The following is a 26,296-nucleotide window of genomic DNA, read 5'->3' as shown; positions in this document are numbered from 1 at the left end:
ATGCAAACAACAATTGATTCCGTTGAAAATCGTGTTGGTGAGACCGTCACGCTTTGCGGTTGGGTAACCCACAAACGCTCCAGCGGTCGAATACGTTTCCTGGTGCTCAGGGATGGGATGGGCGTTATTCAAGCCACTCTGATTAGGGGTGAGACGAGTGACCAGGCCTTTGACCTGTACTCAGATCTGTCCCAGGAATCTTCTCTGGCTGTTACCGGAATAATCCAAAGGGATGCGCGGGCTACCGGAGGTTATGAGATCCTCGTATCAAATATCGAGGTATTTCAGCTGGCAGAAACCTATCCAATTACCCCAAAGGAGCATGGAGTGGGTTTCTTGATGGATCACCGCCACCTGTGGCTTCGATCTTCTCGACAGAGGGCCATTCTGCGTATCCGCCACTGCGTGGTCACAACAGCTCGGAGATTTTTTGATGATCAGGGATTCACGCTCCTGGACGCCCCGATCCTGACCCCTTCATCTTGCGAAGGCACTTCAACCCTTTTTGAAACTGACTATTTCGGGCACAACAAGGCCTTTTTGTCTCAAAGCGGGCAGCTTTACATGGAGGCAGGCGCTATGGCTTTTGGCAAGGTTTATTGCTGTGGCCCCACTTTTCGTGCAGAAAAGTCGAAAACCCGCCGGCATCTTACCGAGTTTTGGATGATTGAGCCGGAAATTGCGTTTGCTGATCTGCAAACCATCATGTCCCTGGCAGAAGCCATGATCGTGACCGTCGTCCAAGAGGTCCTCAAAACCTGCGAGCCGGAACTCCGCCTCCTGCAGCGTGATATTGCCACGCTTGAGAGGATTCAGCCCCCTTTTCCGGTCATCAGCTATGATGAGGCCGTGCAAATCTTGAAAGATGCTGGAGAACCCCTCCCGTGGGGTGAAGACTTCGGAGGTGGGCAAGAAACCATTATCTCGAGACATTTTGACAAACCCGTGCTGATTCACCGATACCCGGTACAGACCAAGGCCTTCTACATGAAAAATGACCCCGATCGTCATGAGGTGGCCCTCTGTGTGGACATGTTGGCCCCTGAGGGCTACGGGGAGATTATCGGAGGGGGCCAGCGTGAAGACGATTCAAAGGTCCTGAGCGAAAAGATCGAAAAGGCAGGATTGCCAGCCAAAGATTTTCAATGGTATTTGGAGCTCAGACGTTACGGCAGCATCCCACACGCAGGTTTTGGCCTGGGCATTGAGCGGGCCGTCGCGTGGATCTGCGGCCTCGAGCACGTGAGGGAAACCATCCCCTTCCCGAGGCTCCTTGATAGATTGTATCCATGATTGAATGTGAGCTAAAGTGCCTTCCTGAATTCCTCGATTCGCAATCCCTTAATTCCGGTTTATCCGGGTTAGGCATTTGATAAAACATGTCCGTTGACCGCACCAAACTCCTTCTAGACACCGTCAAAAGACTCCTCAGGCGAGGCGCCACGGTCCATCTTCATAAAATTGTCAACAAAACCCACGCCGCAGACCTGGCTATCGTCTTTCAGTTCTTGACACTCCGGGAGCAGGAGGCCCTCTTTGACCTCCTGGACGGCGTGGACCAGAAAGCCATGCTCTTCAGTGAGTTGGAACAGGAAATATTCCAAAATCTGACCGAAGACATGCCTGCTGAAAAAATCGCGGAAATCCTGGAACAAACGCCTACCGACGACGCGGCCGATCTCCTGGGAAAACTCCCTGATGAGCGGGCCAAGACCCTGCTTGACCTCATGGCAAAAGAGGACTCTGAAGAGGTGGAAGGGCTGCTCGGCTACGATGCCGAAACCGCCGGCGGCATCATGGTTCCGGAATTCGTTGCCCTAAAAGAAGAGACCACGGCTCGAGAGGCCATCGAGGCGCTGCAAAAGGAGCATCTGGATGTTGAGATGGTTTTTTACCTGTACGTGGTTGACGATCACGGCAATCTCGTGGGCGTCATCTCCTTGCGGCAACTGGTCGTCGTGCGACCGGAAACCATGCTGAAATCAATCATGGCAACAGATGTCGTCAGTGTCCAGACCGACATGGACCAGGAAGAGGTAGCCAGAATCGTTGCCCGTTACAATATCCTTGCAGTGCCTGTCGTGGACGAAAACAATACACTTGTCGGCATCGTCACGGTGGATGACGTTATTGATATTATCCGCGAGGAGGCAACAGAGGACATCCTGAAAATGGCGGGAGCAGGTGAAGATCTCATTGAATCCCAGTCGCTCTTGAGGAGCACGAGAATCCGGCTTCCTTGGCTGATGGCCAGTTGGATCGGGGGCTTAATCGCCTTTTTTATCATCGGCCATTTCGAGAACAGCCTGAATAAACTTATTTATCTTGCGGCCTTCATACCGATCATCATGGGCATGGGTGGAAATATCGGAACCCAGTCTTCTACCATCGTGGTTCGCGGCCTCGCCACGGGTGTCTTGAATATAAAGCAAATATGGCATGTCGTACTGAAAGAGCTTGTGACTGGATTCATCCTCGGCTTTATTTACGGACTTCTCCTTGGAATGGTCGTACACATCCGCTATGACATGTGGCTACTCGGCATTACGGTGGGGCTTGCTGTCATAAGTTCAATGACTATCGCCGCCTTGGTCGGTTCACTTGTACCCATGGTTTTTGCTCGTATCAATATCGACCCGGCCGTGGCCACGGGCCCCTTTGTGACCACCTCCATTGACATCCTGAGCGTTTTTTTCTACTTCCAGATCGCAACCCTGTTGCTCCACATATAGCCCTTATGCCGCACCTGTCTTCCCCTGCCATTATGCTCCGGGCAACCGAGCATGGCGATTATGACAAGATCATTACCTTCTTCACTCTCAAACGAGGAAAAGTCTCTCTAATAGCCAAGGGAGCCAAAAAGAGCGTCAAACGCTTTGCAGGAATTCTGGAACTCTTCTCGGTCTTGAACCTGGTGTGGACCTATGGTCGAGGCCGGGGGCTGCCCATATTGCAGGAAGCCTCGATAGTCCACCCTTTTGAGCAGATCCGAACCAGCATCAGCAAGACCGCCTATGCCAGCTACTGGTGCGAGTTGGTCTATCAGTGGATGGAGCAAGGCCAGAAACAGCCTTCTTTGTACAAGCTCCTTGAGCATGTACTGGATCAACTCAACTCCGGAAGTCTGTCCCACGAGATCCTTCACATCGCATTTCAGCTTCACTTCATGGGCATAAGCGGCTTTAGACCTGGCCTAGACCATTGCGCCAACTGCCAGACACCCCTCGATGAATTTGAGCGCTCCTCCGTTGTCTTCAATGTAAAACGAGGGGGGATATTATGCGAAAAATGTTCCCCCGGCAGACCAGGCCACCTCTCCTTTTCCAAGGGAACGATCAAGCTCCTCCGCTGGGTTTTGAATGCGCCATTAGGGACACTCCACCGGCTCCGGTTCTCCGATCAGGCAATCGAAGAGAGTCATAAGATGCTTGAGGCCTTTGTGCCGTACCATCTCGGAAAGGAGACAAAAAGCCTGAGATTCCTCAAACAACTCACTGCCAGATGATTCGATTGATCTCTTTACAAGCCCATTGCTTCAGTGGTAAGAGCTGTTTGATCTTGTTGCTCCTTTCAATCCTGTCTAATGACGTATGTATAAGGAAACAACATGCTGACCTTTCAGAAACTCATCCAGGCCCTTGAAAAATTCTGGGCACGACACGGTTGCATCCTGCAGCAACCCTACGACATTGAAGTCGGGGCAGGCACCTTTCATCCGGATACCCTTCTAAGAGTCCTCGGTCCCGAACCCTGGCGGGTAGCCTACGTAGAGCCTTCTCGCCGGCCCACGGACGGCCGCTACGGAAAGAATCCCAACCGGCTTCAACACTACTACCAATATCAGGTCATCCTCAAGCCTTCCCCACTCAAGATCCAGGACATGTACCTGAGAAGCCTGAAAGCCCTCGGGTTGGACCCCTTGGCCCACGACATCCGCTTTGTGGAAGATGATTGGGAATCGCCGACCCTTGGAGCATCCGGGCTCGGGTGGGAAGTGTGGCTTGACGGAATGGAAATTACCCAGTTTACCTACTTCCAACAGGCAGCAAGTATTGAACTTGATCCTGTCTCTGTTGAAATTACATACGGCCTGGAACGGATTGCCATGTATCTGCAAGGTGTAGACAACGTTTATAACCTGAAATGGAACGATTCCATCACCTACGGAGACCTGCACCATCAGGCGGAAGTAGAGCATTCCACATACAACTTCGAACTCTCTGATGTCAAAATGCTCCTCACCCTCTTTGACATGTATGAGGCTGAATGCCAGCGTGTTATTGGGGCTCTGGTGCTGCCCGCCTATGAATATTGCCTGAAGTGTTCCCATGTTTTTAACCTGCTCGATGCTCGCGGCGCCATAAGCGTTACCGAAAGGACGGGCTATATCGCCCGCGTGAGGAATCTTGCGCGGGCCTGCGGCGCGGCCTATTTCGAACAAAGAAAAACCATGGGATTTCCGTTGCTTGAGCAGAGGATTAAACAACTGCTCATCAAAGACGAGGGATAATCTAGATGTCCGGATCTTTACTCATTGAAATCGTAACTGAGGAGATACCTGCGGGATATATCACACCCGCCCTTGAGGCCATGGCAACTCTCATGGACCAGAAACTGTCACAGGTCCGCATCGAACACGCCAAAAATGTACAGACCTTTGGAACCCCGAGGCGTCTTGTCCTGATAGTTCAAGATGTCTCTGAACGGCAAGCGTCCATCAGCAAAGAGGTTCTAGGCCCTCCAAAGGCAGTGGCCTTTGACTCCGAAGGGCGGCCTACGAGGGCAGCAGAAGGTTTTGCAAAGAGTCAGGGAATTTCGGTGAACCGCCTAACCATCAAGGAAACAGCCAAAGGCGATTATGTGTGTGTCAGGAAAACCGAACGAGGACAGGCATCCCTGAAGCTCCTTCAAACCATTATCCCGGAAGTGATTACTGCTATTCCCTTTCCCAAGACCATGCGCTGGGCCGATCTGAGTCTGGCTTTTGCCAGGCCGATTCATTCCATCCTGGCCCTTTTAGGAGACCGGATCATCCCTTTCATGCTCGAAAGTATCAAGAGCGGTCGACGAACCTTTGGTCATCGCTTTATGGATCCAAGATCCATTGCCGTCAGGGATGCTTCCGAATACGTCCCTGCGCTCCGGTCTGCCTTTGTTCTGGCCGACATAAGCGAACGCAAGAAAATGATAGAAATGGAAATTGCAAAAGCTGCTCGTAATCTGGGTGGCAGAATCCTTCCCGATGATGACTTGCTTGACACAGTCACCCATCTGGTGGAGTACGTTGCCGTGTCGGCCGGAACTTTTGACAAGGACTTTCTCAAAGTCCCCAGTGAAGTCCTGATCACCGCCATGCGGGAACACCAAAAATACTTTGCCGTAGTCAACTCCGATAACGAGCTGTTGCCCTGTTTCATCGCGGTCAACAACACCCCCGCCGAAGACATGGCAGTAATAACTTCGGGACACGAGCGCGTGCTTCGGGCCAGGCTCGAAGATGCACGCTTTTTCTTTGAGACTGACGCAAAGAGCCCCTCTCACGAAATGGTGGGCAGGCTCAAAGGAGTACTCTTCCAGGCGAAGCTGGGATCGATGTTCGAAAAGGTGTGTCGAACTCAAAAACTCGCCGAGCGCCTCGCAGAGTTGACAGCTCCGGAGCTAAAGACAACTGTATCGCGGGCCGCATGGTTGTGTAAATCAGACCTTACGTGTCAAATGGTCAATGAATTCCCAAAGCTCCAGGGGGTCATGGGGCGCATTTATGCAGCCCGCTCAGGGGAACCAGAGGCTGTGGCCCGGGCCATTGAGGAACACTATCTGCCGGCCCATGCCGGGGGGGCCCTTCCCGAAACGACTGCCGGCGCCCTGCTGAGCATGGCTGACAAGCTGGATACGATCTGCGGATGCTTTGGAATTGGTCTGATTCCTACCGGAACAACAGACCCCTATGCCCTGAGGCGCCAGGCCGTGGGGATCATCCAGATCATGCTGGTAAGGACCATCTCCACCTCTCTTAAAGGACTCATTCTAAAGAGCCTTGAGCTTTTCAACGACAAAATATCCGAAGACCGGGAGCAAACCGCCCGCAAGGTCCTCACGTTTTTCCAGCATCGCATGGAGCACCTGCTGGCAGAACAGGGATTTGCCAAGGATCTGATTGCTGCTGTGGTCAGCGCTTCCGTTAACAATATCCCGGCAGTACTAAAACGAACAGCGGCACTGCAAGACCTGAAGGCCAAACCGGATTTCGAGCCCCTTGCCACGGCCTTTAAACGTGTGGTGAACATCATCAGAAAGGCCAGGCAAACAGGCGACATTGCGCCCGATGCCCACCGAGCTGAAACAGATCCCGGCATGTTTCGGGAACCGTGTGAGCAAGTACTTTATGACGCCTTTCAAAAGGTGAAACAGGAAATATCCGAAGACATAGAAAAGGCGGCCTTTGATCGTGCTCTGCTTGCAGTGTCCACCCTGAAGGGGCCGGTGGACGGCTTTTTTGATGGGGTTATGGTCCTAACCGACGACAAGAGCCTTAAGCAAAACCGCCTGGCACTGCTTGGAGAAATTGCCGACCTTTTTGCCATCTTTGCCGATTTTTCGAAGATTTCAACGTAATATGGCAAATCTTCTGATCATTGATGACAATAAGGCATTCTACGTTATGAAGCCAAAGCAGAAGCCTAACCGAAGGAAATCCGAATAGCAGTCCTCGACTCTTTACTTGTTTTTCGTTCTTACTGCCAACCCAAAAGTGTTTCTTTCCCATCGGCCTGTCTGAACTCGTACTACCTCAGCAAACGGTGATATTCAAAAATACGGCTGTGAGGAAAACAGGCGCCTTGACCAAAATCGCAGCTGCTGGGAAAGGCCATGTCATCTTTGAGTCATGAATCGGCATGGCTTCAATCAATTGTCACAGCAACTTTAGAATAGAGGACGTGACGGATAGTATGGGGCAAAAAGATATAAATCTGCATCGAAATGCTTGTCCGGTTTATTGGCTATCGTCTTGATGGTTCCATAAGACAGCGCGGGTTGACAACTAGTATCTTATGCTGTATATTTTGAGTTAAAACAATCTTAACTGAAAAGAGCGTTGTCGGGCTGGGGCACTGGGTCCAAAATGGCCACCTGGATTCTGGCCTATGCCTATACGTTAACTTATCATCAAATGCTCCGCCCATTTTGATCCTTCCTTTGAAGGACTGATCGTTTACGGTTTCGTAAGTGTAAGAAGTTAATTTTGTTCGCTCCGTGAACCTTTTAGGCACGCTTGAGTTCAGCCAAGATGCTAAAATCCTGGCTATCGCCCTCAAACAGCTACCATTTTTTTGACGCTGAACAGCACAACTGTTTTTTCCCAAAATGCTCAATGTCGCTCACAAAAAACCTTTTGCGAGTTCATCGTCGTTTGATTAGCAAAGTCGCAAAACACGGGGAAAGGAGATGTCTTTAGGATGTGCACTATATGTGGACACTTCGTCCAAAACGGCAAGATAGCCTCAACCGACGTCTACGACATGTTAATGAAGATGGCGCATAGAGGGCCGGATACGCATGGTATTTGTCTGGATGGAAAGCTAGTAAGGGCAAACAATATCGAGGAATTGAAAGAGGATCTTTTAAATGAAAGCCACATTGCTTTGGGGCATTCAAGGCTCAGAATTGTGGGCAACGAAAAACCTACCCAGCCTTACATTTCTTGTGATGGAAAACTGATATTGATTCATAATGGAGAGATATATAATTATCAAAAATTGAGGGGCCTGCTTTATCAGTCCCATGACATAAAGACGAGTAGCGACAGTGAGGTAATCGTGCACCTCTTGGAAGAGACATATCGAGGTGACCTCTTAGATGCCATGAGAAAGGTTATAGGGCTTCTTGACGGTATGTATGCCATCGCCGTCACGGATGGCAAATCCGTTATGGTGGCAAGGGACCCCATAGGCAAGAAACCTCTTTATTACATCCAGAATGCAAATACCACGTACTTTGCTTCAGAGAAAAAGGCGCTCTGGAATGGTCAAGACCAGCCGGTGAGATTGGATCCTGGAGATATCCTGTGCATAAATCCTTCGGCAACGGAGGTGCACGAAGGGTTTCATTTGCAATTCCCCCAAATCGATATCGTCGATTTTCGCGAAGCAGTGCGACTATACAAAAAAACCTTGATCACGGCCGTCAAGAAAAGACTCACCGGGCTTACCGAATCCCGTATCGGTGTCATATTTTCCGGAGGCATAGATTCTGTGCTTATTTCAAAGCTCTTACAACGCGAGGGCAAAAATATTGTCTGCTACTGCACCGGCATTGAGGAGTCCGGCGATATTCAGGCCGCACGTTCTGTTGCGGAAAATCTGGGGCTTGAACTAAAGACAACTATCATTGATGAAGTCATGGTTGAAAATATTCTGCCTGAAATCATCCAAAACGTGGAAGAAAGTGGTCTCCTCCAGGTCGAGGTGGCCATTCCCATGTATCTGGCCGCCAGGTTGGCGGGAAAGGATGATATCAGGGTCATGTTTACAGGGCAGGCAGCGGATGAACTCTTTGCGGGCTATCCATGGTACAACGACGTGCTTGCTGAATTCGGATACCTGAGGCTCCATGAGAAGCTTTGGGAGGATCTGACTTTCTTGTATACCGATACCCTTGAAAGAGAGGATAAGCTTACCATGGCTCATTCGATAGAGCTCAGAGCCCCGTATCTCGATAGAGATGTGATCCAGACCGCCATGCGGATATCTCCAAGGCTGAAGCTCGAAGGGAAAAAAGACAGTCTTCGCAAAAGGGTCCACCGACAAGCAGCCGTTGAATTGGGCGTGCCCCCCTATCTTGCGTTCCGGGCCAAAGACCCTGCACAATCCGGCTCGGGAATCCACGCAATCATTGAAAGGATTGCCAAGGGTCATGTCCAAAAAATTGACTCCGCTCTCGTAGATGAAAATATCAAAAGAGACAAGGGGAGCCTATACCGTTATGGAGATGATGATTATGGCGATGATGCCCCTCGTTCTTACTTAGAGAAAATCGGGGAAAGTGTTCAGAGCAAATACATTCCTCCGTTTCTGGCTAATTAGACATGATTTCTACAACCCATTGACATTATAGATTGCGGTACCGACTGTTGTATGCGATTCAGATAAACCCATCACTTCAGTACGCTAATTGGGGGAACCCCCTAAATTCACAAAAGTTTTTGATCTTCTTCGTTTGATCCTGTCTTGGGTGATGTGGCAGAATTTGCTTATATGACTGTTCGGGTTATTTGTCATTGTCCGTTCAACAAGCGTGTCTCCGGGAGCCCAAGACGGCATGGCTCGAAATGCAAAAAAAAAGGTATGTGTCGCACAGATAAACTATGATGCCGATAGTGTTCAATTGCATCTTGGAAAGATCGAAACCATTATCAAGGAACACAGATCGAGCGACCTCATTGTTTTTCCTGAATTGATCCTGCACGGACATCCCTCCTTGGAAAAACCTGAAGGTTTTTTGTACAGGAGAATGAAGACAGTCCACAAGTCTATCTCCCAAGATCTTTATGAACTTGTAAAGGATCTTGATGCCAGAGTCATTATTGGTGAGTCAAAAAGGTGGGGAGAACGGTTCTACAACTTGGCAACGTACGTCGACAAAAATACAGTCCAAAGTTATGTAAAAACCCATGTCCATTGGACAGAACATTTTGTGCCTGGCAAAGAGCTGAAGGTATTTGACACCCCTTTTGGGAAAATCGGGATTACGATTTGTTTTGATGCTGCCTTTTCAGAAGTCTGGAGAGTATTGGCACTTAAGGGCGCTGACGTGGTTGTGAACCTTTCTGCCGTCCCGAAGGAGTTCCCCGTAGACTATGTCTGGCGACGCCTGTCAGGGGCAGCCATCTTTAATGAGGTTTTTGTGATCTATGCCAATCGCCCTGGCCCTTTTTTCTCAGGTCACAGCGGGATACTTAGCCCTCGAGGAGAGACCGTCGGCAAGGCAGGTCGAAAAGAGACAATTCTTGAAGCAGAAATAGACTTGGCAGAGATTGATAAATGGCGAGAACAAGAACCGATTTTTCCCTATAGGCGCCCTCTACTCTACCGCGAGGTTGTAGACCGCCACAGGGCTGAGCGTGTGATCACGGAGAGCCAGATTCGAGAAGCCCAAACCGTCAACGCCAAAGGAAAGGGCCGGAAGAAAGTCGCAAGAATTGGAGGGGCCAGATGAAAACGATTCGCCTGTTGATCACTCTGTTTGTAGTCTTTCTCAGTGCGCAATTAAAAGCTGAAGAACCGCGGACGATCGTCTTCCTCACGTGGAAACCGAATCAACCTGAAGTCTGGGAACGTTTAATTCGACATTTTCATCAACAACATCCCAAAATTCGTGTCCAGATTCAAGTTGGCCCTCACTCATCCACCGAATATCACGCCATCGTGACCCAGCGCCTCAAGAACAAGGACGACTCTGTGGACGTCTTTTTCATGGACGTCATCTGGCCCCCGGAATTTGCCAGTGCTGGCTGGGCCATGGAGCTTACGTCCAAGTTCACGATCAAAGAGCAAAAGAAGTTCCTGCACGCACCCATCGCCGCAAACACCTATATGGGCCAAATCTATGGGGTTCCGTGCTATCTGGGATGCGGCCTTTTCTATTACCGGAAAGATTTCTTGGACAAATACGATTTCAAACCTCCACGGTCGTGGACGGAGATGCTGACCCAGGGACAGGCAATTCTTAAAGGGGAGGCCGATCCGGGCCTCCACATTTACTCGGCCCAGTTCAAGCAATATGAGGGGCTGGTCTGCAACATGTTGGAATTTATCTGGTCACACGGAGGAATTGTGCTCGACTCTCAAAAAGGCCGGGGCCTTCTGACCAAGCCCTTTGCAATAAGAGCGATTGCTTTTGTGCGTGACCAGATTATAGGAAAGGCCGCGCCCAGAGGCGCCATCAACTACGAGGAACCCGAATCGCTGGAACTATTCATCCAGGGGAAAGCAGTATTCCATCGCAACTGGCCATACGCCTGGGCGGTGGCCAACGATCCCAACAAATCAAGGGTCGCCGGGAAAATCGGCGTGGGGGCACTGCCAGCCTTCCCAGGCCACAGTTCCGCTTCAACCCTGGGAGGATGGCAGTTTGGCATCAGCCGATGGTCCAAATACCCGGAAGAGGCATGGCAATTTGTTCAATTCATGACCTCATACGAAAGTCAGAAGGCGCTTGCTTTGGAGGCAGGTTTGGCTCCAACCCGGACACTGGTCTACCGTGATGCCGAGATTCGGAAAAAGATGCCCCACTTGAATGCCTTTCTGCCGGCTTTTGAAAGGGCAAGACCCCGGCCCCTTTCCCCTGTTTACCCCATGATCAGCCAGGAACTTCAGCGATTTTTCAGCCAGGCCATAGTGGGAAGCCCATCCGATTTTTCAGGATTAGCCGATGCGACATCCGCAAGGATCGAAAAGGTTGTCCGATTGGGGGCCATGATACGCCCATGACACGGAGGGACCGAAACCTCTACCTGGCTCTCCTTGCTCCGGCGGCCTTGGTGCTCCTTTTGCTCATCGCAGTCCCTATTGGCCAGTCAATGATCCTGAGCTTCCATCGGATCATTATCGGCCTGCCACAGCTCAAGACCCCTTTCGTGGGTTTAGAGAACTATCAAGAGCTGCTCAGGGATCCGGTTGCCCGCCATTCCTTTTGGATCACGGCCATCTTTGTTGGCACAACGACATTCTGTGAACTCGTGATCGGCCTTGTTCTGGCCCTTTTGATCCACCATCGTTTTCCCGGCCGTGGGACGCTCCGGGCCTGTGTGTTGATCCCCTGGGCCATCCCGACAGTGGTCTCCGCCCAGATGTGGCGCTTCTTATTCAACGACGCATATGGCATGATCAATTATGCGGTCTTCGGGGCCGAGACAACCCATTATATCCCGTGGTTGGCCCTGCCTCCTACTGCTCTTTTAGCCATTATTGTCGCAGATATCTGGAAGACGTCATCCTTTGCGGCTTTGCTGCTCCTGGCCGGTCTCCAGGTGATCCCGGAAGATCTCTATCAAGCGGCCAGGGTGGACGGGGCAGGGACATGGAGGTGCTTTTGGCACATCACGTGGCCCCTCATACGGCCCGCGTTGCTCGTGGCCCTATTGTTCCGGACAATCGATGCCTTCCGGGTCTTTGATCTGGCTTTTGTAATGACCCAGGGAGGGCCGGCAGATGCCACCAACGTGTTGCAGCTTTACGGGTATAAGAAGATGTTTGTGGAGGGATGGATGGGGTACGGTTCGGCCATATCCGTGTGTATCTTCGTCATTGTGTTGATTCTTGCCGTCATCTATGTGCGAATGGTAGGTCGTCGGTTCCTGGAGGCGAGCCTATGAGAAGAGGCTGGTTGAAAAAGACCGGATTTCTTGTGGGCGTTTTTTTGGCCGCAGCCTTTTCGTTGGCTCCTTTTTTGTTGTTCATTTCATTGGCCTTCAAGACCCAGGCACAGGTGACCGCGATTCCGCCACAGCTTTGGCCGGCCTTTTCCCTAGACTTCTTTCGCTCTGCGATTGCTCGTTATGGTATTATGGGCTATCTGGTAAATTCGACTATCGTGGCGGGCTCTACTACCGTGGTAACGATTACCCTGGGAACACTGGCCGGTTATGCCCTGGCTCGACTACCTCGCCGGTTGGCACAATTTGCTCTCATGGGGATTCTTGCGTGTGCCATGTTTCCACAGATCGCCATTGCAGGACCCATCTGGCGCTTCCTGCAACTGACGGGATGGCTCAACACGTACCAGGGGCTTGTGCTTCCCTATGTGGCCCTCACGCTGCCGCTGTCCGTCTGGATCTTAGCCCTCTTTTTCCGTGAGATGCCCGAAGAGCTGGAGGACGCAGCCCTGGTGGATGGATGCACGAGGCTTGGAGCCCTTATCAGAGTCATATTACCCCTGTCAGCTCCCGGGCTGTTTACCGCCTCCATCCTGAGCTTTATCTATGCGTGGAATGAGTTTTTTCTTGCCCTTTTGATCGTCACCGACCCGGCGAAACAAACCATGCCCGTGGGAATTGCCCTCTTCCAGGGAGAACATACGGTGCCGTGGGGGGAGATTGCTGCGGCTTCCTTCATCACCACCGCGCCCCTGGTCGCAATGGTCCTGCTCTTCCAGCGGCGTATCGTCACCGGGCTATCGGCCGGCGCCATTAAAGGATAAGGCTGTGGCATCATTGACTCTAAAAAATATTAGCAAGCGTTTTGGCGATGTGAAGGCCCTATCCCGAGTGAACCTCCACGTAGAAGATGGCGAGTTTTGCGTCCTGCTCGGCCCCTCAGGCTGCGGCAAAAGCACACTACTTCAGATTGTCGCAGGTCTGACAGCCCAAGACGAGGGTTCCGTTTTTTTGGACGGCGAACCAGTGGACCGACTCACTCCGCGGCAGAGGGACATGGCCATGGTCTTTCAAACCTATGCCCTCTATCCCCATATGACTGTATCTCAAAATCTCGGTTTTGGACTTCGCATGCGTGACGTTCCGAAATCCACCACACGCCAAAAGGTATTGGAAACAGCGCAGCTCCTGGGGATTGAGCATCTTTTGGACCGCAAACCCAGGCAACTCTCAGGGGGACAACGCCAACGGGTAGCCATGGGAAGGGCTTTGGTGCGGCGGCCCAGGCTCTTTCTCCTGGACGAGCCTCTAAGCAATTTGGATGCCCAGCTTCGGATCAACGTCCGCCTGGAAATCAAAAGACTCCATGCCCGGATCCGGACTACTATCGTCTACGTCACCCACGACCAGGTAGAAGCCATGACCCTGGGCGACAAGGTCGTGGTCATGCGAGAGGGACGAATCCACCAGATGGACCGGCCCGAAACTATCTATGACCGCCCAGCAGATACCTTTGTTGCAACTTTTATTGGGTCTCCTGTAATGAATCTCTTCAAGGGAAAACTTACCTGGCAAGAAGGGGGCTTCAGGTTTCGAAATGGGGACTTCTCACTCGATCTCAGGCATCTTCCAGCGCCTCCGGGAGAACATGTCGTGGAAGTGGGTATCCGTCCTGAGGACATCGTTGTTGGCCAAGGGTCTGGGACGGTGCTCCGCGCCGAGGTGGAAATGCTCAGCAATGTGGGCGCTGATAAATACATCCATGCTCGGGCGGGCGGGACTTCCATAACTATTAGAGCACCCAAGGAGGCTACCTGCCAACCAGGCGAGATTGTCCCCCTGGTTATTGATCCTGAAAGGCTACATATCTTTTACGAGGGCCGTCGTATCTGATGTCTTCAGCGTCAAGCGGGTTTTTGATAGCAGGAACAAGGCCTGGAGTGATGATATCGCTTGTGTGGCCATTTTACTGGGGTTGATATCCTTGTATATTGGATGATATGAGTGCGAAGTATTATGGCAAATGTTCTGATCATTGATGACAACAAGGTATTTTGTGGCATGCTGCGCGCTGTGGCAAAGAGGATGGAACATGAAGTGACTTGTACTCACATCGTTAAAGAAGGGCTGATGGCGACCTGCTCCGGAAGTTTTGATGTGGTGTTTCTCAGCGCCCGGATGCCTGACGGCCAAGGGTTGGATGTGTTGCCAGAGATTCTGCAAACGCCCTCTTGCCCTGAAGTCATTCTTATCAGTGATTCCGGTAGTCCTGATGAAGCCGAACTGGCGATCAAAAGCGGCGCATGGGACTACATTAACCGGCCGTCCTCGGAACAGGGGATTGCCCTGCCGCTCGTTCGTGCCCTCCAATACCGCGAAAAAAAAGTACCTGTAGAGCCTTCAGTCAGTCTAAAGAAGGAGACTTTCGAGGGCATCGTAGGAAGCAGCCCGCAGACAAAGGCTTGCTTGGAGGTTGTAGCTCAGGCTGCTCATAGTGACGCCAGTCTACTGATAATGGGTGAAACCGGTACCGGCAAAGAACTCTTTGCATGGGCCATTCACAACAACAGTGCCCGCGCTGGCAAGAATTTTGTGGTGGTTGACTGCGCTGCGCTGCCTGAAACCCTTGTGGAGAGCACGCTTTTCGGACACGAGCGGGGCGCATTTACAGGAGCGGATAAAGTTCGGGACGGCCTAATCAAGCAAGCTGACGGGGGGACACTATTTCTGGATGAGGTGGGTGAACTTCCTTTTTCAGTTCAAAAAACCTTCCTCCGGGTCCTTGAAGAACAGCGTTTTCGCCCTGTAGGTGGCGGGCGAGAAATAGAAAGCGATTTCAGGCTGATCACGGCATCCAACCGGGATCTTGACGATATGGCACGTCGCAAGCTGTTTCGGAAGGATCTCCTCTTTCGCCTCCGGTCTTTCATGATTGAATTGCCTCCACTGAGGGAGCGTGCCGAAGATATTGAAGCTATAGCAAGGCATCATGCAGCCCAATTGTGTCAAGATTATGGCTTAGAGAAAAAGGGGTTTTCTCCTGAATTCTTTGAAGTACTGCTTTCTGAATACAACTGGCCCGGAAACGTCCGAGAACTGGTCAATGCCCTGGAGAGGGCCATTGTTTCAGCGCGATATGAACCCATGCTTTTCCCAAGGCACCTTCCGACCGACATTCGCGCAAAGATGGCCCGGACCTCCATCGCTGATGACAATCTTGGAACACGCAAAACAAGCGAAAATGTTTATTCCAAGGAAATCCTTCCAGGATTGCAGGAGTTGCGAGATGCGGCCATTGTCGAAGTGGAACAAGACTATCTAAGAAAACTAATGGTGTTAACTAAAGGTAACATGAAAGATGCCTCCCGAATATCCGGCCTATCTCGATCCCGCCTGTATGAGCTTATCAAAAAGCATCACGTCTCCACGTCAAGTTAATCTTATCGTCTCCACTTGCACTTTCGAGCGTCCTGCTTGATCGGATTTTTTCCTGCCTAGCCGGACCTTTTCCTGCCCAGCCGGACAATTTGAGCAGATATTGCCCGTGCACCTTCGCGTCTAAACAATGCCATAACTATTGAACATAACAAGCTAATTGGAATTTGCCGTGGCTGGTGGCACAGTTCTTGAGTATTGGTTGCGTAACAGGATGCGCTATATTATGGCGTCATTGTCATTGTTGAAGGTAGAAAACCATACAAAAGGTAAACACACAAAATGAGCTTGCTCTTATACACCACAGCCTCCGAGGGGGTTGTGGAACGGATCAGGACCGCACTCGAACTGTCAGTTCCCGACGGCGCCATGGAAGTTTACCAAACGATCAATGACCTCTCGCGGAGATTGCGGCAACCCAAGGACGAACTGACCATCGGGGTTCTCTTGCTTGCCAGCCGAGAAGACGTTCTCGACGTTCTCAATATTCGTCATTTGTTTCACGATGTCCGTATCATCTTAGTTGTTCCGGACCTCGACGATGAGATCATAGCTTTGGCCCATCGCCTGCGGCCCCGCTATCTGACATATATGGACGGCAGTTTTCCCGCGATTGCCATGGTAGTCGACAAGATGTGGAAGGCAAATGCCCAACCGTAACGGCTTTGCGGAGAATAAGAATACTAAAAGAGGGTGACGAGATATGTACCTAACAATCAGAACCTCAACAACAAAAACAGCGGCGGGCAAACTTTTAGCAATATTATTGTATGTGGCCATGCTCTTTTGTTCTGTTTCCTCATCTGTTCTTGCGGGAGAGATGGATGACTCTGATATTACGTGGGCCGTTTGGAACGTGATGGAAGATATACAGGACGTGAACACGCATCATATTAACGTATGCACAGATGATGGAGTGGTTGAACTCTCAGGTAGGGTAAACAGCTTCGTTGCCAAGGAGCGTGCCGGAGAAATTGCAAGGTCCATCAAGGGGGTACGTTCCGTAGAGAATAGGATTACCGTGGTTCATGGCGTAGATCCTTCGGGCAATAAAGCGTACGAGGAATCCAAGAAGGCAAATAGGAAGAAAGGGATGATACACGATGTCAGGAATCCTGATCGTAGATGACCAACCATGCATCCAACAACTCCTTTCGGAGGTTCTGAGTGATGAGGGGTACCGTGTTGCGACTGCAGGCGATGTCGAATCTTCTAAGGCACACCTTAGATGTTCACGACCAGATTTGGTACTTCTTGATCTGTATCTTGACGGACCGGAAGGATTTTTTCTTTTTCATCACATCAAGCGGGAAGCCCCCCGACTGCCTGTCATCATCTTCACTGCTTATGACAGTTATAGAGAAGACCCCCGCCTTTCTGAGGCCGATGGCTACGTGATCAAAAGTTTTAATTTCGCTGAACTTAAAGACAAAATAGCTCAGGTGCTTTCTGTGGAACCTGCCCAGTCTAGAGCAGAACGAGATACGGATATTCAGGAATTTGGTGTGGGAGGTGTGTTCTGATCTCATTCCAAACTTGTATGGTAGTGATGCGCAAAAGATCCAAACTCCTTTTAGCCTCGCTTGCAGCTTCGTTTTTGATCTTCTCGATCTATGCAACAGCCTACCCACAGCAGAGAAGGCTTTACCTGAATTTCAAAAAACAAAGGCTGTCGGCTAACATTAAGAATACTCCGCTGGGGGCTGTTCTCGACAAGATTAAGGACAAAAAAGATATATGGTTTGAGACAGGCTTCATGCGAGACTCATCGTTGCTTGATAATGATATCTCCGTGCAGTTTAGAAATCTGCCCATTCAGGACGGTCTGGAACGGATCCTTTCCGGGATAAATCATAGCCTCATGTTCAAGGGAAATAGCGTTGTCGGGGTGATGCTATTGGGCAGGCCCGGCAAGAGAACATACAGGGGCAGGGGGCAGACTACAAGGCCTAGAAGGACTACACGAGGAAGAGCATCGAGACGGCGCTAAATGGAGATCTTGGCTGCAAGATGCGTTTACGACTCGGACCTTGATATTGCCCTGCGAAGGAGGAATCCACATGAACGTATTGAACAAAGGTGACCTCAAGAAATTAATGGGTGAACACAAAGGACCATGCATATCGATTTTTATGCCAACACACCGTGGGGGAGCAGAAACGCAGCAGGATCAGACTAGGTTTAAGAATTTGCTTCGGGATGCGGAAAAAGGTTTGCTCAAGATCGACCTGGGTTTGCCGGAGGCGAAAGAACTCTTGGAGCCTGCCCAAACACTTCTACAGAACAGCCTGTTCTGGGGACACCAGAGTGACGGACTTGCAATATTTGTCTCTCCGCAGACATTTGGCTATTACCGTCTTCCGGTCGATTTCAAGGAGTTGTTGGTAGTAGCCGCAGGCCGTTTCCATATTAAGCCCCTCCTGCCCCTGATCAGCGGGGATGGACGGTTCTATGTGTTGGCCCTTAGCCAAAACGAGGTCAGGCTGTTTCATGGATCGCGTTACAGCGTTGTAGAGATCGACTTGAAAGGAGTTCCTGGAAGCCTGGCTGATGCGCCGACGGGCAAAGACCTTCAGAAACAGTTCCACTTCCACGCGGGGACACCAGGAACCAAAGGCGAACGGGCAGCCATTTTTCACGGCCACGGCATTGGCAGCAATGATAACAAGGAAAGAATCATGCGGTACTTCCGCGAGGTCGACAGGGAAGTACACAATGTGCTTAAAAATAAACGAGTACCTTTGGTATTGGCAGGGGTTGAATATCTTTTTCCGCTTTACAAACACGTCAGCACCTATTCTTATTTGGTGAACGAAGGCGTTGCGGGTAATCCTGAAAGGCTGAGCCCCGAAAAATTGCACGGCCAGGCTTGGAAAATTGTGCGGCCCTACTTTGAAAAGGAACAGAGGGATGCCGTTGCACAATATAGACAGACGGCAGGTACGGACAGGGCATCCTGCGATGTCAAGGCAATTGTTCCGGCTGCCTACTACGGAAAGGTGGAATTACTATTTGTCGCTGTCGGCCTCCAACTCTGGGGTACCTTTGAAGCAGACACCAACCTGGTCCAGCTTCATGACGAAGCAAAGTCAGGAGACGAAGACCTGTTGAGTTTTGCCGCGATTCATGCCCTGTTAAACGGAGGAAGTGTCTATGGAGTCGAACCAGATAGACTCCCTGATGACGCCCCACTGGCTGCTGTATTCCGTTATTAGAGAGGTTCAGGAATTTAGGAATTGAAACAGGACAGATGCCTTCAACCCCTGGGTTCCGGTTTAGCGTGCCTGGGGGTCAAAGGAATATAGATGAAGCGTGGCAGACTCTATACGATAAGAGAACTCGACGCAGAAGGCCGAACGGTCTCAGTGGAGCCCACAGAGTATCTGCTGAAACTGCCCCACCGTGCAGCCATTGATGAGATGAAAGTACATGTCAATCGACTGGCCACAGAGTTAAGACAATCCTCCGAGGTGGATGACATCGAGACCCCAGATGGTTTTAAGAAGACGACACGGTTGTTGTATCAGCTCGAAGTTGCCCAAAAGTATCTCACTCACCTCCGGGAAACTTATGCAGCTAAAGGTTCTAGACGTATGTTGGGGTGACAAATCACCAAGTTATGTGTACGGATTAATAGCCACCGCAGAAGCCCAAATGAAAAAAATTCTCGTCTGCATCACGTTGCCAGTCATGTTGTGCGTTGGCACGGCGAACGCTAAGCGGTTAAGCGTTGTCGCGCACAGGGCCAATGTGCGCTCGGGGCCTGGGACAGGTCGCCAAATATTGTGGACTGTCGGAAAGTACTATCCAGTTGACACTATAAAAAAGTCTGGAAACTGGTACAGAATTCGTGATTTTGAGGGGGATATAGGGTGGATTCACCGATCGTTGCTCAATAAAACGCCTGCCGTTGTTGTCAAAAGCGCCCTGGTGAATGTTCGAAAAGGGCCGGGCACCAACTTCCGGGTTCTGTTTCAGGCCGAAAAGGGGACCAGCTTCGTGCTCTTGAGAAGGAAAGGAAAATGGTTCAAGGTCCGACATGCAGACGGTGACACGGGATGGATACATAGGAACTTGGTGTGGGGACGTTAGAAAACATGCAATTCATTTCATGCCTACGTAGTATCCGGTGAATCGAATCAATGATCGATGGGCATTATAGCCATTTCCGGCCAGATGCGTGTGTATTTGGGAAAATTAGTATGAAGGTAACAAGAACCAAAAAATTAGAACTCATAGTTCTCTTGGTCGTTGTTCTGCTAGGCAGGCCATTCCAATCTGCCCGTGCAGGCACACAATATGTGACCGACATGCTTATTCTTAACCTCCGTGACACCCCAGATGAAGACTATAAGGTAATAACCAGACTCAAGTCAAATACCCCCGTGGAGGCGCTTGAGGAAAGAGGCCGCTACCTGAAGGTTCGAACGGAAGAGGGCGAAGAGGGATGGGTGCCTAAGCAATATGTAACATCGAAGAGACCTAAACATTTGATTATAGCAAAATTAAAAAAGAACGTAGGGAGACTTGAAATAAGGGTTGAGGATCTGGAAAAAGCGCGGAGCTTGGTGCTGGACGAATTGAAGGCAGCCAAGGAGAAACATGCTGCTGCAGTAAAAATCTGGGAAGATAACACAAGCGATAAGGAAAAGCGGATTTCCTGTCTCAGCAGAGATCTCAGGCAAATTACCGACAAATACAAGACGTTGCTGGAGCAATCCGAGAACGTGGCAGCGTTGGTCGGCGAACGTGATGACTTGCAGGCCGCTGCCCGGAATGTTAAGACAAAAAACGACAGGCTGAAAGCGGATGTCAAGACTCTCAGAAAAAAGAATGATCGCGTCAAGCGCAGGGGCGTTCTCCTGTGGTTCCTTGCTGGGGCTTGCGTGTTCTTTGTGGGCCTAATAGCAGGCAGAGCATCAAGGAAGAAGAAAATATTTTACTGAGGAAATCATTCTTAGATCATTTGCATTCCCACTTCGTATGGCTTGGACTTGATTGATTACTTTTTCATCGAGGTCAGCAAGAGACCTGTTATGGTCTTGGCGTCCTGAATCTCGCCTGCCATTATCATATCAAGGGCTTTGTCAAAGTCCGTGGGCCGAAGCTCCAGGACCTCGTCATCATCAAGGTTCTGCTCAACTAATTTCAACCCCGTGGCCAGATAGATGTGGATATGCTCGTCAGTGTATCCGGGGGCAGGCAGGATTTCGGCGATTTCCTCAAGGTTCTTGGCTTCATATCCGGTCTCTTCAACCAGTTCCCGCCTGGCACATTCAATGGGGGCTTCATCCTGCTCCAGAGTACCGGCAGGGATCTCCCACAGAAATTCGCCCACTGCATGGCGGTACTGCTTGATCAGAAGAATCTTGCCGCTATCCGTGAGAGGCACCATGGCCGCGGCGCCGGAATGTCGAACGATCTCCCGGTCTTTGATCAATCCGTTTGGCAACGTTACTTTCTCAAGGACAACGTCGAAGATCCTGCCGTGGTAGAGATTCGTGATTTTGTGCACCTTCACAGACATGGAATTCTCCTTTCTCTTTTCAAGTGCTCATGATATGAGTATTCTAATTTCGTAGCCCCGACTCCGGACCCGCCGCATGCAGAAAACCAAGAAAAAAATGCCTGAAGTCAAAGAGGCAGTTGTTCATAATTCAGTCCGTCCCGAACCTTCTCCGCCACGGCAGATATCTTCCGGCGGACAAAAAAGTACGCTGCTTCACGATCTCTCCCGCCTCTATTCGGATATGGAAAAGGCGTACAATCGGACGGCAGACAAGATCGGCCTCTCATGCCACGGATGTCCTGACAATTGCTGCGCCACCTATTTCCAGCACCATACCTATGTGGAATGGGCCTACCTGTGGGAGGGCATAAAATCCTGCCCCCCAAAAAAACAACAGGAGTTCATGAACAGGGCCGCGGACTATGTCCGGCAGAGCCATGCGCTATTGAGGCGTGGCCTCAGACCCCGGATCATGTGCCCCCTTAACCATGACGGGCGCTGCCGGCTTTACGACCACAGGCTCATGATATGCCGCATGCATGGCGTCCCGAACAGCTTTGTCAGGCCGGACGGCAAAAAGATGAACTTCCCGGGCTGTTTCAAATGCCAAGAGATCTGCTCGCATCTTAAAGAGGTCCCAGTTCTGAATAGAACAGGCTTTTACCAGAATCTTGCCTCGTTGGAAATGGCCTTTGTAGAACAGGAAAATAATGCCCTGCCCAGGGTAAAACTCACCATAGCCGAGATGCTCATCCAGGGACCGCCGAAAATCTAATGTAATCGTTTCGAAATTCACGCCTTCGTAAACAGAGAAACCTCATGCTTTCAGCATGTTAAATAGACAAGATGTAGGTTCTCAATAAGCTAGGGCGAGGGGGCCTTTTTTCAAAGGCGCTATCTTTGTCTTTGTTTCGGACTCTCGCAGTGGCCGGATATTGTGATTGACCCAAATGTCCTTATGAGCTTGGCACGGGCTTGGCCAATCACAAAACATCCGGCCACGCTTCCTGGGCATGGTTGATATCGCCTTTGAAAAAAGGCCCCCTCGCCCGGAGTAGCACCCGGACTTTTTGAGAAGTTACGACAAGATTTCTCGTTTGGCTCGAAATGACAAGTTGTCGACACTTTTTGCAAAACCGTCAAAATCCATTGACACTATCTCACTAAGAGAATAATAACGACTAACCCGACCAACCACAATCATCCGCACAACATACAAAGACATGAGTATCGATATTGTTGTCCTATCCTTTGCCGCACTGATTGGCATTTACGTGGCGGCCAACATTGGGGCTAATGATCTGGCCAATGCCATGGGAACCTCGGTGGGTTCTCGGGCCATTACTCTCAAACAGGCCTTATGGATTTCCATCATTGCCAATCTCCTTGGGGCTGTTCTTGCAGGGGGGCATGTAACCAGCACCATTAGCAAAGGCATAATCGACCCGACATTGCTCACCAGCGAACCCAACAAATTGATGTTTGGAATGTTTGCCGCTCTGATCTCCGCCGGCCTCTGGGTGCACCTGGCCACATATTTCGGCCTTCCTGTCTCCACCACCCACGCCATTGTTGGGGCTGTCGTGGGCTTTGGCATTATTAGTGTTGGTGCAGGCGCGGTTAGCTGGAACAAAATCATCACTATCGCTATCAGTTGGGTTATTTCTCCTGCTGCAGGCGCGTGTGTTGCGGGAGGTGCTTTCTATTTCGCCGAGAAAAAGATCCTGTCTGCCAGAGACCCTCACACAGCGGCAATCCACTACGCCCCGGCTTTGATCTTTGTCGTGGCTATGGTGCTGATTCTTTCATTCATATTCAAAGGCCTCAAAAACCTCCATCTCGAAATCGGCTTTTTTCATACAATGTTAATGACCTTGCCTGTCGCAGCTTTGAGCGGCTTGTTTGGCAGAAGATGGGTGCGCTGGCAGGTTCATCTCAAATGCAGCGTGCGCCCCGGGCAACTGGGCATGTCTCCGGTGGAGTGTGTTTTTGCCCAGCTTCAGGTCCTCACGGCGTGTTACGTTGCCTTTGCCCATGGGGCCAATGACGTGGCCAATGCCATCGGCCCCCTTGCGGCCATCTTTTCCGTGGTTAAGACGAAGTCAGTGGTCCTCCAGGTGGAAGTTCCCATCTGGATGCTTGTTGCGGGCGGTATTGCTGTGGGCGGGGGACTTGTAGCCTTTGGCACTCGCGTCATGGAGACCATCGGAAGAGACATTACCGAGATCACCCCGATCCGGGGATTTTGTGCACAATTCGGGGCCGCCACCACGATCTTGATCTGCTCCCGGCTCGGCCTGCCGGTCTCAACGACCCACGTGCTTGTGGGTTCCGTGGTTGGAGTCGGAATCATGCGTGGCATGGGCACACTGGATTTGCGTATTCTCAAAAACATCGGCCTTTCGTGGATCGTGACTCTGCCATTCACTCTGGTATTGTCCATGGTATTGTACAAACTCCTCACAATTTTTATGTTGTAATCCTAATAAACCACAGGAGGAAGAGCTATGCGCCTATCACTCGCTTCTCTATTTATCAAATCTCCATTTGAAGAGTTGCAGAGACATGCTGACAAGGTTAAGGAATGTGCCAAACTGTTCAAACAAGCAGCAGCCTGCCATGTTAGCGAGGATTGTGAATCATTCGACCTTTTGACGGAACAGGTGGCCCGAATGGAAAGCGAGGCCGATGATATCAAGCGCCGAATTCGCAACCATCTGCCCAGGGGCATCCTGATGCCGGTGGACAAGTTCCAGTTCTTTCAATATCTCAGAGAGCAAGACAAAGTCATCGATGAAGTGGAAGACGCCATGTTCTGGCTCTCCTTTCGCCCCAGGGGTGTACCGCATGAGATAGCTACCGATCTTATACATCTGGTGGACTCCGTGATCCCACCCATTGACAAGTTACCCGACCTGGTAGCCATGGCCACGGAGTATTTCAGGAGCAGGTCTGAGGCGCAACGAAACAAGATGAAAAGCCTTATTCGGGACATCCGCCAAGATGAAAGAGAGGCCGACCATCTGGAACGGGAGTTGAAGTTCAAAATCTTCAGTAGCATCAAAGACCCACTCATCGTATTTCACATGATAAGGTTAGTAGAAATTGTGGGTGATATCGCCGATCATGCACAAAATGCCTCGGATCGCATGCGGGCCATGATTGCCAAATGAGATGGCTCCATTTCCTTTCTGCGATACTGTATCATTGGTAAAAATCGTTACAATGTTAGGTGTCAGGTGACCTAAAACAACCCAATGCATTGCCGGCCTTTCAGCTTTCAGCAGTCAGCTTCTAAGCTCGTCGTCTTATTTACCCCTTTCAAAGCCCACTGATATTTCCACAGCTTCCCCCCACGATCCCCAAGAATGTTTTTCTCATCCAGGCAAATTGTAACAAAACATTAACAAAGCCGTAATCATTCTGAGACATCTTTGTTTTATTGTTTCAGTCGACACTACCGGCAGATGGCTACTTGCCACATCTTGAGGCAGGGGAGGTGATCGTAGGCTTGGGCAGGATATTGCCCGGTTTTCCATATTGATTGGCGTTCAAACCACTTTAACAGGAGGAAACATATGAAAAAATTACAGTTGAGCGTATTGCTCTGTGCGATTTGCGTGCTTTTGATCAACATTGAGGCAAACGCGGGGGACCTGGTGGATATCCTTAAGGAGAAGGGAATCATTACTCAAGAGGAAGCTAAGGAAGCGACGGAAGATAAGGCTGAAGCAAAGGCTTTTAAGTTTTTGGAGAAAATGGATTTCAAGGGAGATCTAAGGCTCCGCCACGATACACAGTGGCAAGACGAGAAAGACGATAAATATACCCGTAACCGTGAGCGGTTCCGCCTCCGTTTCGGTATCAAAGCAAAAACAACAGAGACAACAGAAGTCGGAGTCAGATTGGCCTCGGGATCAGGTTTTCAAAATACGACGAACCAAAGTTGTGATGAACACGCGAGAGGTAAAGAGATTTTTATTGACTTGGCGTACGCGTCCTGGAAGCCTACCGATTTTCTTACGATCACAGGCGGAAAGCAAAAAAATCCCCTGTTTACTTTCCCGCTGGTCTGGGACCCTGACGTCAATCAAGAGGGAGTTTCCGAAGGCCTCAAGCTCGATATCACTGACCATATCGAAATCTTTTCAAACCTGGGTCAGTGGTTCATAGAGGAGTTGAATATAAAGGATACTGACAGAGATCCTACCCTCCTTGTGTATCAATTGGGCTCTGTCATCAAGCCGACCGAGAAGCTGAAACTCCAGCTTGCCCTTACCTACTATGATTTTGAAAATCTGGATGCCATTGACTGGGAAGCTGGTGCACTGAGTGACAAGGCAGAATTCCTGGGATACAATCATAAACACAACCAGCAAATGGTCTTCGATAGCAACCAGAAACTTCTCAATGAATTTGGATGCTGGGAATTGGGAGCAAAACTCACGATGAAAGATGTGCTGCCTGTGCCATTCTCTGTCTTCGCAGACTATATCAAGAACGAAAAGGCCGATATCAACGAACTTATGACCTATGGCGTAGATCCTGGAGATAGTGGCCCTGCAGACCTTGGGAGCTATTCGGGAGACGATCGCGATTCGGGGTGGGTTGTTGGTGTATCTGTGGGCAACAAGAAGAAAAAAGGAGACTGGTACGCAAAATATTTCTACCAGGAACTAGAGGATTATGCCTTCCCGGCTGTTTTTGTCGACTCCGACTTTCACGGTGGAGGAACCAACAATAAGGGACATTACGTTCATGGCCGGTATTTTCTTAGGGACAATATTCAGGCCAGAGGTGCACTTTTCCTGACCGAGCGTGAAGATGAGCGCAAGGATGGGCAAAAGGATGAAAACCGAATACAGTTGGACATAGTCATCACCTTTTAAGCGTACAACGACACTTACCGTTGACACCAAATTCTGGATTCTGTCATGCCGGACTTGATCCGGCATCCAGAAGTCGACCTATGACCATGA

25 protein-coding genes are annotated in these 26,296 nt (G+C 50.3%); 24 read left to right on the top strand and 1 reads right to left on the bottom strand.

Translation table 11 applies throughout. The features are described 5' to 3' along the window. The 20 genes from asnS (at position 1) to JW883_00520 (ending at position 20,754) form a co-directional block, all read left to right on the top strand. Positions 1–1,293 carry an asparagine--tRNA ligase gene (gene asnS / locus JW883_00615; protein MBN1840772.1) on the top strand — a complete coding sequence of 431 codons (1,293 nt, stop codon included), beginning with the start codon at positions 1–3 and terminating at the stop codon, positions 1,291–1,293. An 86-nt stretch (positions 1,294–1,379) separates the two neighbouring features. Beyond that, entirely contained in the window at positions 1,380–2,732 is a 1,353-nt protein-coding gene (gene mgtE, locus JW883_00610; protein ID MBN1840771.1) for a magnesium transporter, read from the top strand. Between the two features lie 5 nt (positions 2,733–2,737). Further along, positions 2,738–3,505: a DNA repair protein RecO gene (gene recO / locus JW883_00605; GenBank protein ID MBN1840770.1), complete on the top strand. Its 768-nt coding sequence runs from the start codon at positions 2,738–2,740 to the stop codon at positions 3,503–3,505. Positions 3,506–3,610: 105 nt separating this feature from the next. Beyond that, on the top strand, positions 3,611–4,510 hold the full coding sequence (locus JW883_00600) for a glycine--tRNA ligase subunit alpha (GenBank protein MBN1840769.1): 900 nt from the start codon (positions 3,611–3,613) through the stop codon (positions 4,508–4,510). 5 nt (positions 4,511–4,515) lie between these two features. Beyond that, complete coding sequence (locus tag JW883_00595) at positions 4,516–6,615, top strand: glycine--tRNA ligase subunit beta (GenBank protein ID MBN1840768.1); 2,100 nt, start codon at positions 4,516–4,518, stop codon at positions 6,613–6,615. Between the two features lie 842 nt (positions 6,616–7,457). Next, positions 7,458–9,083, top strand: a complete 1,626-nt coding sequence (locus JW883_00590; protein ID MBN1840767.1) for an asparagine synthetase B — start codon at positions 7,458–7,460, stop codon at positions 9,081–9,083. A gap of 235 nt (positions 9,084–9,318) precedes the next feature. Further along, a complete protein-coding gene (locus JW883_00585; GenBank protein ID MBN1840766.1) occupies positions 9,319–10,215 on the top strand; it encodes a carbon-nitrogen hydrolase family protein in 897 nt (298 codons plus the stop codon). After that, positions 10,212–11,489, top strand: a complete 1,278-nt coding sequence (locus JW883_00580) for an ABC transporter substrate-binding protein (GenBank protein MBN1840765.1) — start codon at positions 10,212–10,214, stop codon at positions 11,487–11,489. The genes JW883_00585 and JW883_00580 overlap by 4 nt, the downstream gene beginning before the upstream one ends. Then, on the top strand, positions 11,486–12,373 hold the full coding sequence (locus JW883_00575; protein ID MBN1840764.1) for a sugar ABC transporter permease: 888 nt from the start codon (positions 11,486–11,488) through the stop codon (positions 12,371–12,373). Before JW883_00580 ends, JW883_00575 begins: the two co-directional genes overlap by 4 nt. Then, a complete protein-coding gene (locus JW883_00570) occupies positions 12,370–13,197 on the top strand; it encodes a carbohydrate ABC transporter permease (GenBank protein MBN1840763.1) in 828 nt (275 codons plus the stop codon). Before JW883_00575 ends, JW883_00570 begins: the two co-directional genes overlap by 4 nt. 4 nt (positions 13,198–13,201) lie before the next feature. Continuing rightward, positions 13,202–14,266 carry an ABC transporter ATP-binding protein gene (locus JW883_00565; protein MBN1840762.1) on the top strand — a complete coding sequence of 355 codons (1,065 nt, stop codon included), beginning with the start codon at positions 13,202–13,204 and terminating at the stop codon, positions 14,264–14,266. A 123-nt stretch (positions 14,267–14,389) separates the two neighbouring features. Next, on the top strand, positions 14,390–15,811 hold the full coding sequence (locus JW883_00560; protein MBN1840761.1) for a sigma-54-dependent Fis family transcriptional regulator: 1,422 nt from the start codon (positions 14,390–14,392) through the stop codon (positions 15,809–15,811). A gap of 279 nt (positions 15,812–16,090) precedes the next feature. Next, on the top strand, positions 16,091–16,468 hold the full coding sequence (locus JW883_00555; protein ID MBN1840760.1) for a hypothetical protein: 378 nt from the start codon (positions 16,091–16,093) through the stop codon (positions 16,466–16,468). Between the two features lie 43 nt (positions 16,469–16,511). Beyond that, positions 16,512–16,937, top strand: a complete 426-nt coding sequence (locus JW883_00550; GenBank protein ID MBN1840759.1) for a BON domain-containing protein — start codon at positions 16,512–16,514, stop codon at positions 16,935–16,937. Beyond that, positions 16,912–17,331: a response regulator gene (locus JW883_00545; protein MBN1840758.1), complete on the top strand. Its 420-nt coding sequence runs from the start codon at positions 16,912–16,914 to the stop codon at positions 17,329–17,331. The genes JW883_00550 and JW883_00545 overlap by 26 nt, the downstream gene beginning before the upstream one ends. A gap of 26 nt (positions 17,332–17,357) precedes the next feature. Continuing rightward, entirely contained in the window at positions 17,358–17,798 is a 441-nt protein-coding gene (locus JW883_00540) for a hypothetical protein (protein ID MBN1840757.1), read from the top strand. Between the two features lie 70 nt (positions 17,799–17,868). Then, positions 17,869–19,023 (top strand): hypothetical protein, encoded by a 1,155-nt coding sequence (locus JW883_00535; GenBank protein MBN1840756.1) that lies wholly within the window; start codon positions 17,869–17,871, stop codon positions 19,021–19,023. A 90-nt stretch (positions 19,024–19,113) separates the two neighbouring features. Next, a complete protein-coding gene (locus tag JW883_00530; protein ID MBN1840755.1) occupies positions 19,114–19,413 on the top strand; it encodes a hypothetical protein in 300 nt (99 codons plus the stop codon). 49 nt (positions 19,414–19,462) lie between these two features. Next, positions 19,463–19,900 carry an SH3 domain-containing protein gene (locus JW883_00525; GenBank protein MBN1840754.1) on the top strand — a complete coding sequence of 146 codons (438 nt, stop codon included), beginning with the start codon at positions 19,463–19,465 and terminating at the stop codon, positions 19,898–19,900. A 110-nt stretch (positions 19,901–20,010) separates the two neighbouring features. Beyond that, complete coding sequence (locus JW883_00520; GenBank protein MBN1840753.1) at positions 20,011–20,754, top strand: TIGR04211 family SH3 domain-containing protein; 744 nt, start codon at positions 20,011–20,013, stop codon at positions 20,752–20,754. Positions 20,755–20,810: 56 nt separating this feature from the next. Here the strand turns inward: JW883_00520 and JW883_00515 are convergent, their stop codons facing one another. Further along, on the bottom strand, positions 20,811–21,335 hold the full coding sequence (locus JW883_00515; protein ID MBN1840752.1) for an NUDIX hydrolase: 525 nt from the start codon (positions 21,333–21,335) through the stop codon (positions 20,811–20,813). A 223-nt stretch (positions 21,336–21,558) separates the two neighbouring features. Here JW883_00515 and JW883_00510 point away from each other — a divergent pair, with 223 nt between their 5' ends. The 4 genes from JW883_00510 to JW883_00495 all read left to right on the top strand — a co-directional run bounded on the left by JW883_00510 (position 21,559) and on the right by JW883_00495 (position 26,206). Beyond that, complete coding sequence (locus tag JW883_00510; protein MBN1840751.1) at positions 21,559–22,092, top strand: hypothetical protein; 534 nt, start codon at positions 21,559–21,561, stop codon at positions 22,090–22,092. A 448-nt stretch (positions 22,093–22,540) separates the two neighbouring features. Next, on the top strand, positions 22,541–23,797 hold the full coding sequence (locus JW883_00505) for an inorganic phosphate transporter (protein MBN1840750.1): 1,257 nt from the start codon (positions 22,541–22,543) through the stop codon (positions 23,795–23,797). A gap of 27 nt (positions 23,798–23,824) precedes the next feature. Then, on the top strand, positions 23,825–24,490 hold the full coding sequence (locus JW883_00500; protein MBN1840749.1) for a TIGR00153 family protein: 666 nt from the start codon (positions 23,825–23,827) through the stop codon (positions 24,488–24,490). Between the two features lie 405 nt (positions 24,491–24,895). Next, complete coding sequence (locus JW883_00495; GenBank protein MBN1840748.1) at positions 24,896–26,206, top strand: putative porin; 1,311 nt, start codon at positions 24,896–24,898, stop codon at positions 26,204–26,206. Positions 26,207–26,296: the final 90 nt, after the last annotated feature.

This window comes from Deltaproteobacteria bacterium (genome assembly GCA_016930875.1).
Classification (GTDB): domain Bacteria; phylum Desulfobacterota; class Desulfobacteria; order Desulfobacterales.
The sequence above is the reverse complement of the archived record's forward strand: the minus strand, read 5'-3'. Positions and strand labels throughout refer to the sequence as shown.

Coding starts and splice junctions, on each gene's coding strand:
- JW883_00545 (MBN1840758.1), top strand. CDS start 16,912: ATGTCAGGAATCCTGATCGTAGATGACCAACCATGCATCCAACAACTC.
- JW883_00570 (MBN1840763.1), top strand. CDS start 12,370: ATGAGAAGAGGCTGGTTGAAAAAGACCGGATTTCTTGTGGGCGTTTTT.
- JW883_00560 (MBN1840761.1), top strand. CDS start 14,390: ATGGCAAATGTTCTGATCATTGATGACAACAAGGTATTTTGTGGCATG.
- JW883_00555 (MBN1840760.1), top strand. CDS start 16,091: ATGAGCTTGCTCTTATACACCACAGCCTCCGAGGGGGTTGTGGAACGG.
- JW883_00530 (MBN1840755.1), top strand. CDS start 19,114: ATGAAGCGTGGCAGACTCTATACGATAAGAGAACTCGACGCAGAAGGC.
- JW883_00575 (MBN1840764.1), top strand. CDS start 11,486: ATGACACGGAGGGACCGAAACCTCTACCTGGCTCTCCTTGCTCCGGCG.
- mgtE (MBN1840771.1), top strand. CDS start 1,380: ATGTCCGTTGACCGCACCAAACTCCTTCTAGACACCGTCAAAAGACTC.
- JW883_00510 (MBN1840751.1), top strand. CDS start 21,559: ATGGAAAAGGCGTACAATCGGACGGCAGACAAGATCGGCCTCTCATGC.
- JW883_00520 (MBN1840753.1), top strand. CDS start 20,011: ATGAAGGTAACAAGAACCAAAAAATTAGAACTCATAGTTCTCTTGGTC.
- JW883_00495 (MBN1840748.1), top strand. CDS start 24,896: ATGAAAAAATTACAGTTGAGCGTATTGCTCTGTGCGATTTGCGTGCTT.
- JW883_00590 (MBN1840767.1), top strand. CDS start 7,458: ATGTGCACTATATGTGGACACTTCGTCCAAAACGGCAAGATAGCCTCA.
- JW883_00585 (MBN1840766.1), top strand. CDS start 9,319: ATGGCTCGAAATGCAAAAAAAAAGGTATGTGTCGCACAGATAAACTAT.
- JW883_00580 (MBN1840765.1), top strand. CDS start 10,212: ATGAAAACGATTCGCCTGTTGATCACTCTGTTTGTAGTCTTTCTCAGT.
- JW883_00500 (MBN1840749.1), top strand. CDS start 23,825: ATGCGCCTATCACTCGCTTCTCTATTTATCAAATCTCCATTTGAAGAG.
- JW883_00525 (MBN1840754.1), top strand. CDS start 19,463: ATGAAAAAAATTCTCGTCTGCATCACGTTGCCAGTCATGTTGTGCGTT.
- recO (MBN1840770.1), top strand. CDS start 2,738: ATGCCGCACCTGTCTTCCCCTGCCATTATGCTCCGGGCAACCGAGCAT.
- JW883_00535 (MBN1840756.1), top strand. CDS start 17,869: ATGAACGTATTGAACAAAGGTGACCTCAAGAAATTAATGGGTGAACAC.
- JW883_00595 (MBN1840768.1), top strand. CDS start 4,516: ATGTCCGGATCTTTACTCATTGAAATCGTAACTGAGGAGATACCTGCG.
- JW883_00540 (MBN1840757.1), top strand. CDS start 17,358: ATGCGCAAAAGATCCAAACTCCTTTTAGCCTCGCTTGCAGCTTCGTTT.
- JW883_00515 (MBN1840752.1), bottom strand. CDS start 21,335: ATGTCTGTGAAGGTGCACAAAATCACGAATCTCTACCACGGCAGGATC.
- JW883_00550 (MBN1840759.1), top strand. CDS start 16,512: ATGTACCTAACAATCAGAACCTCAACAACAAAAACAGCGGCGGGCAAA.
- asnS (MBN1840772.1), top strand. CDS start 1: ATGCAAACAACAATTGATTCCGTTGAAAATCGTGTTGGTGAGACCGTC.
- JW883_00505 (MBN1840750.1), top strand. CDS start 22,541: ATGAGTATCGATATTGTTGTCCTATCCTTTGCCGCACTGATTGGCATT.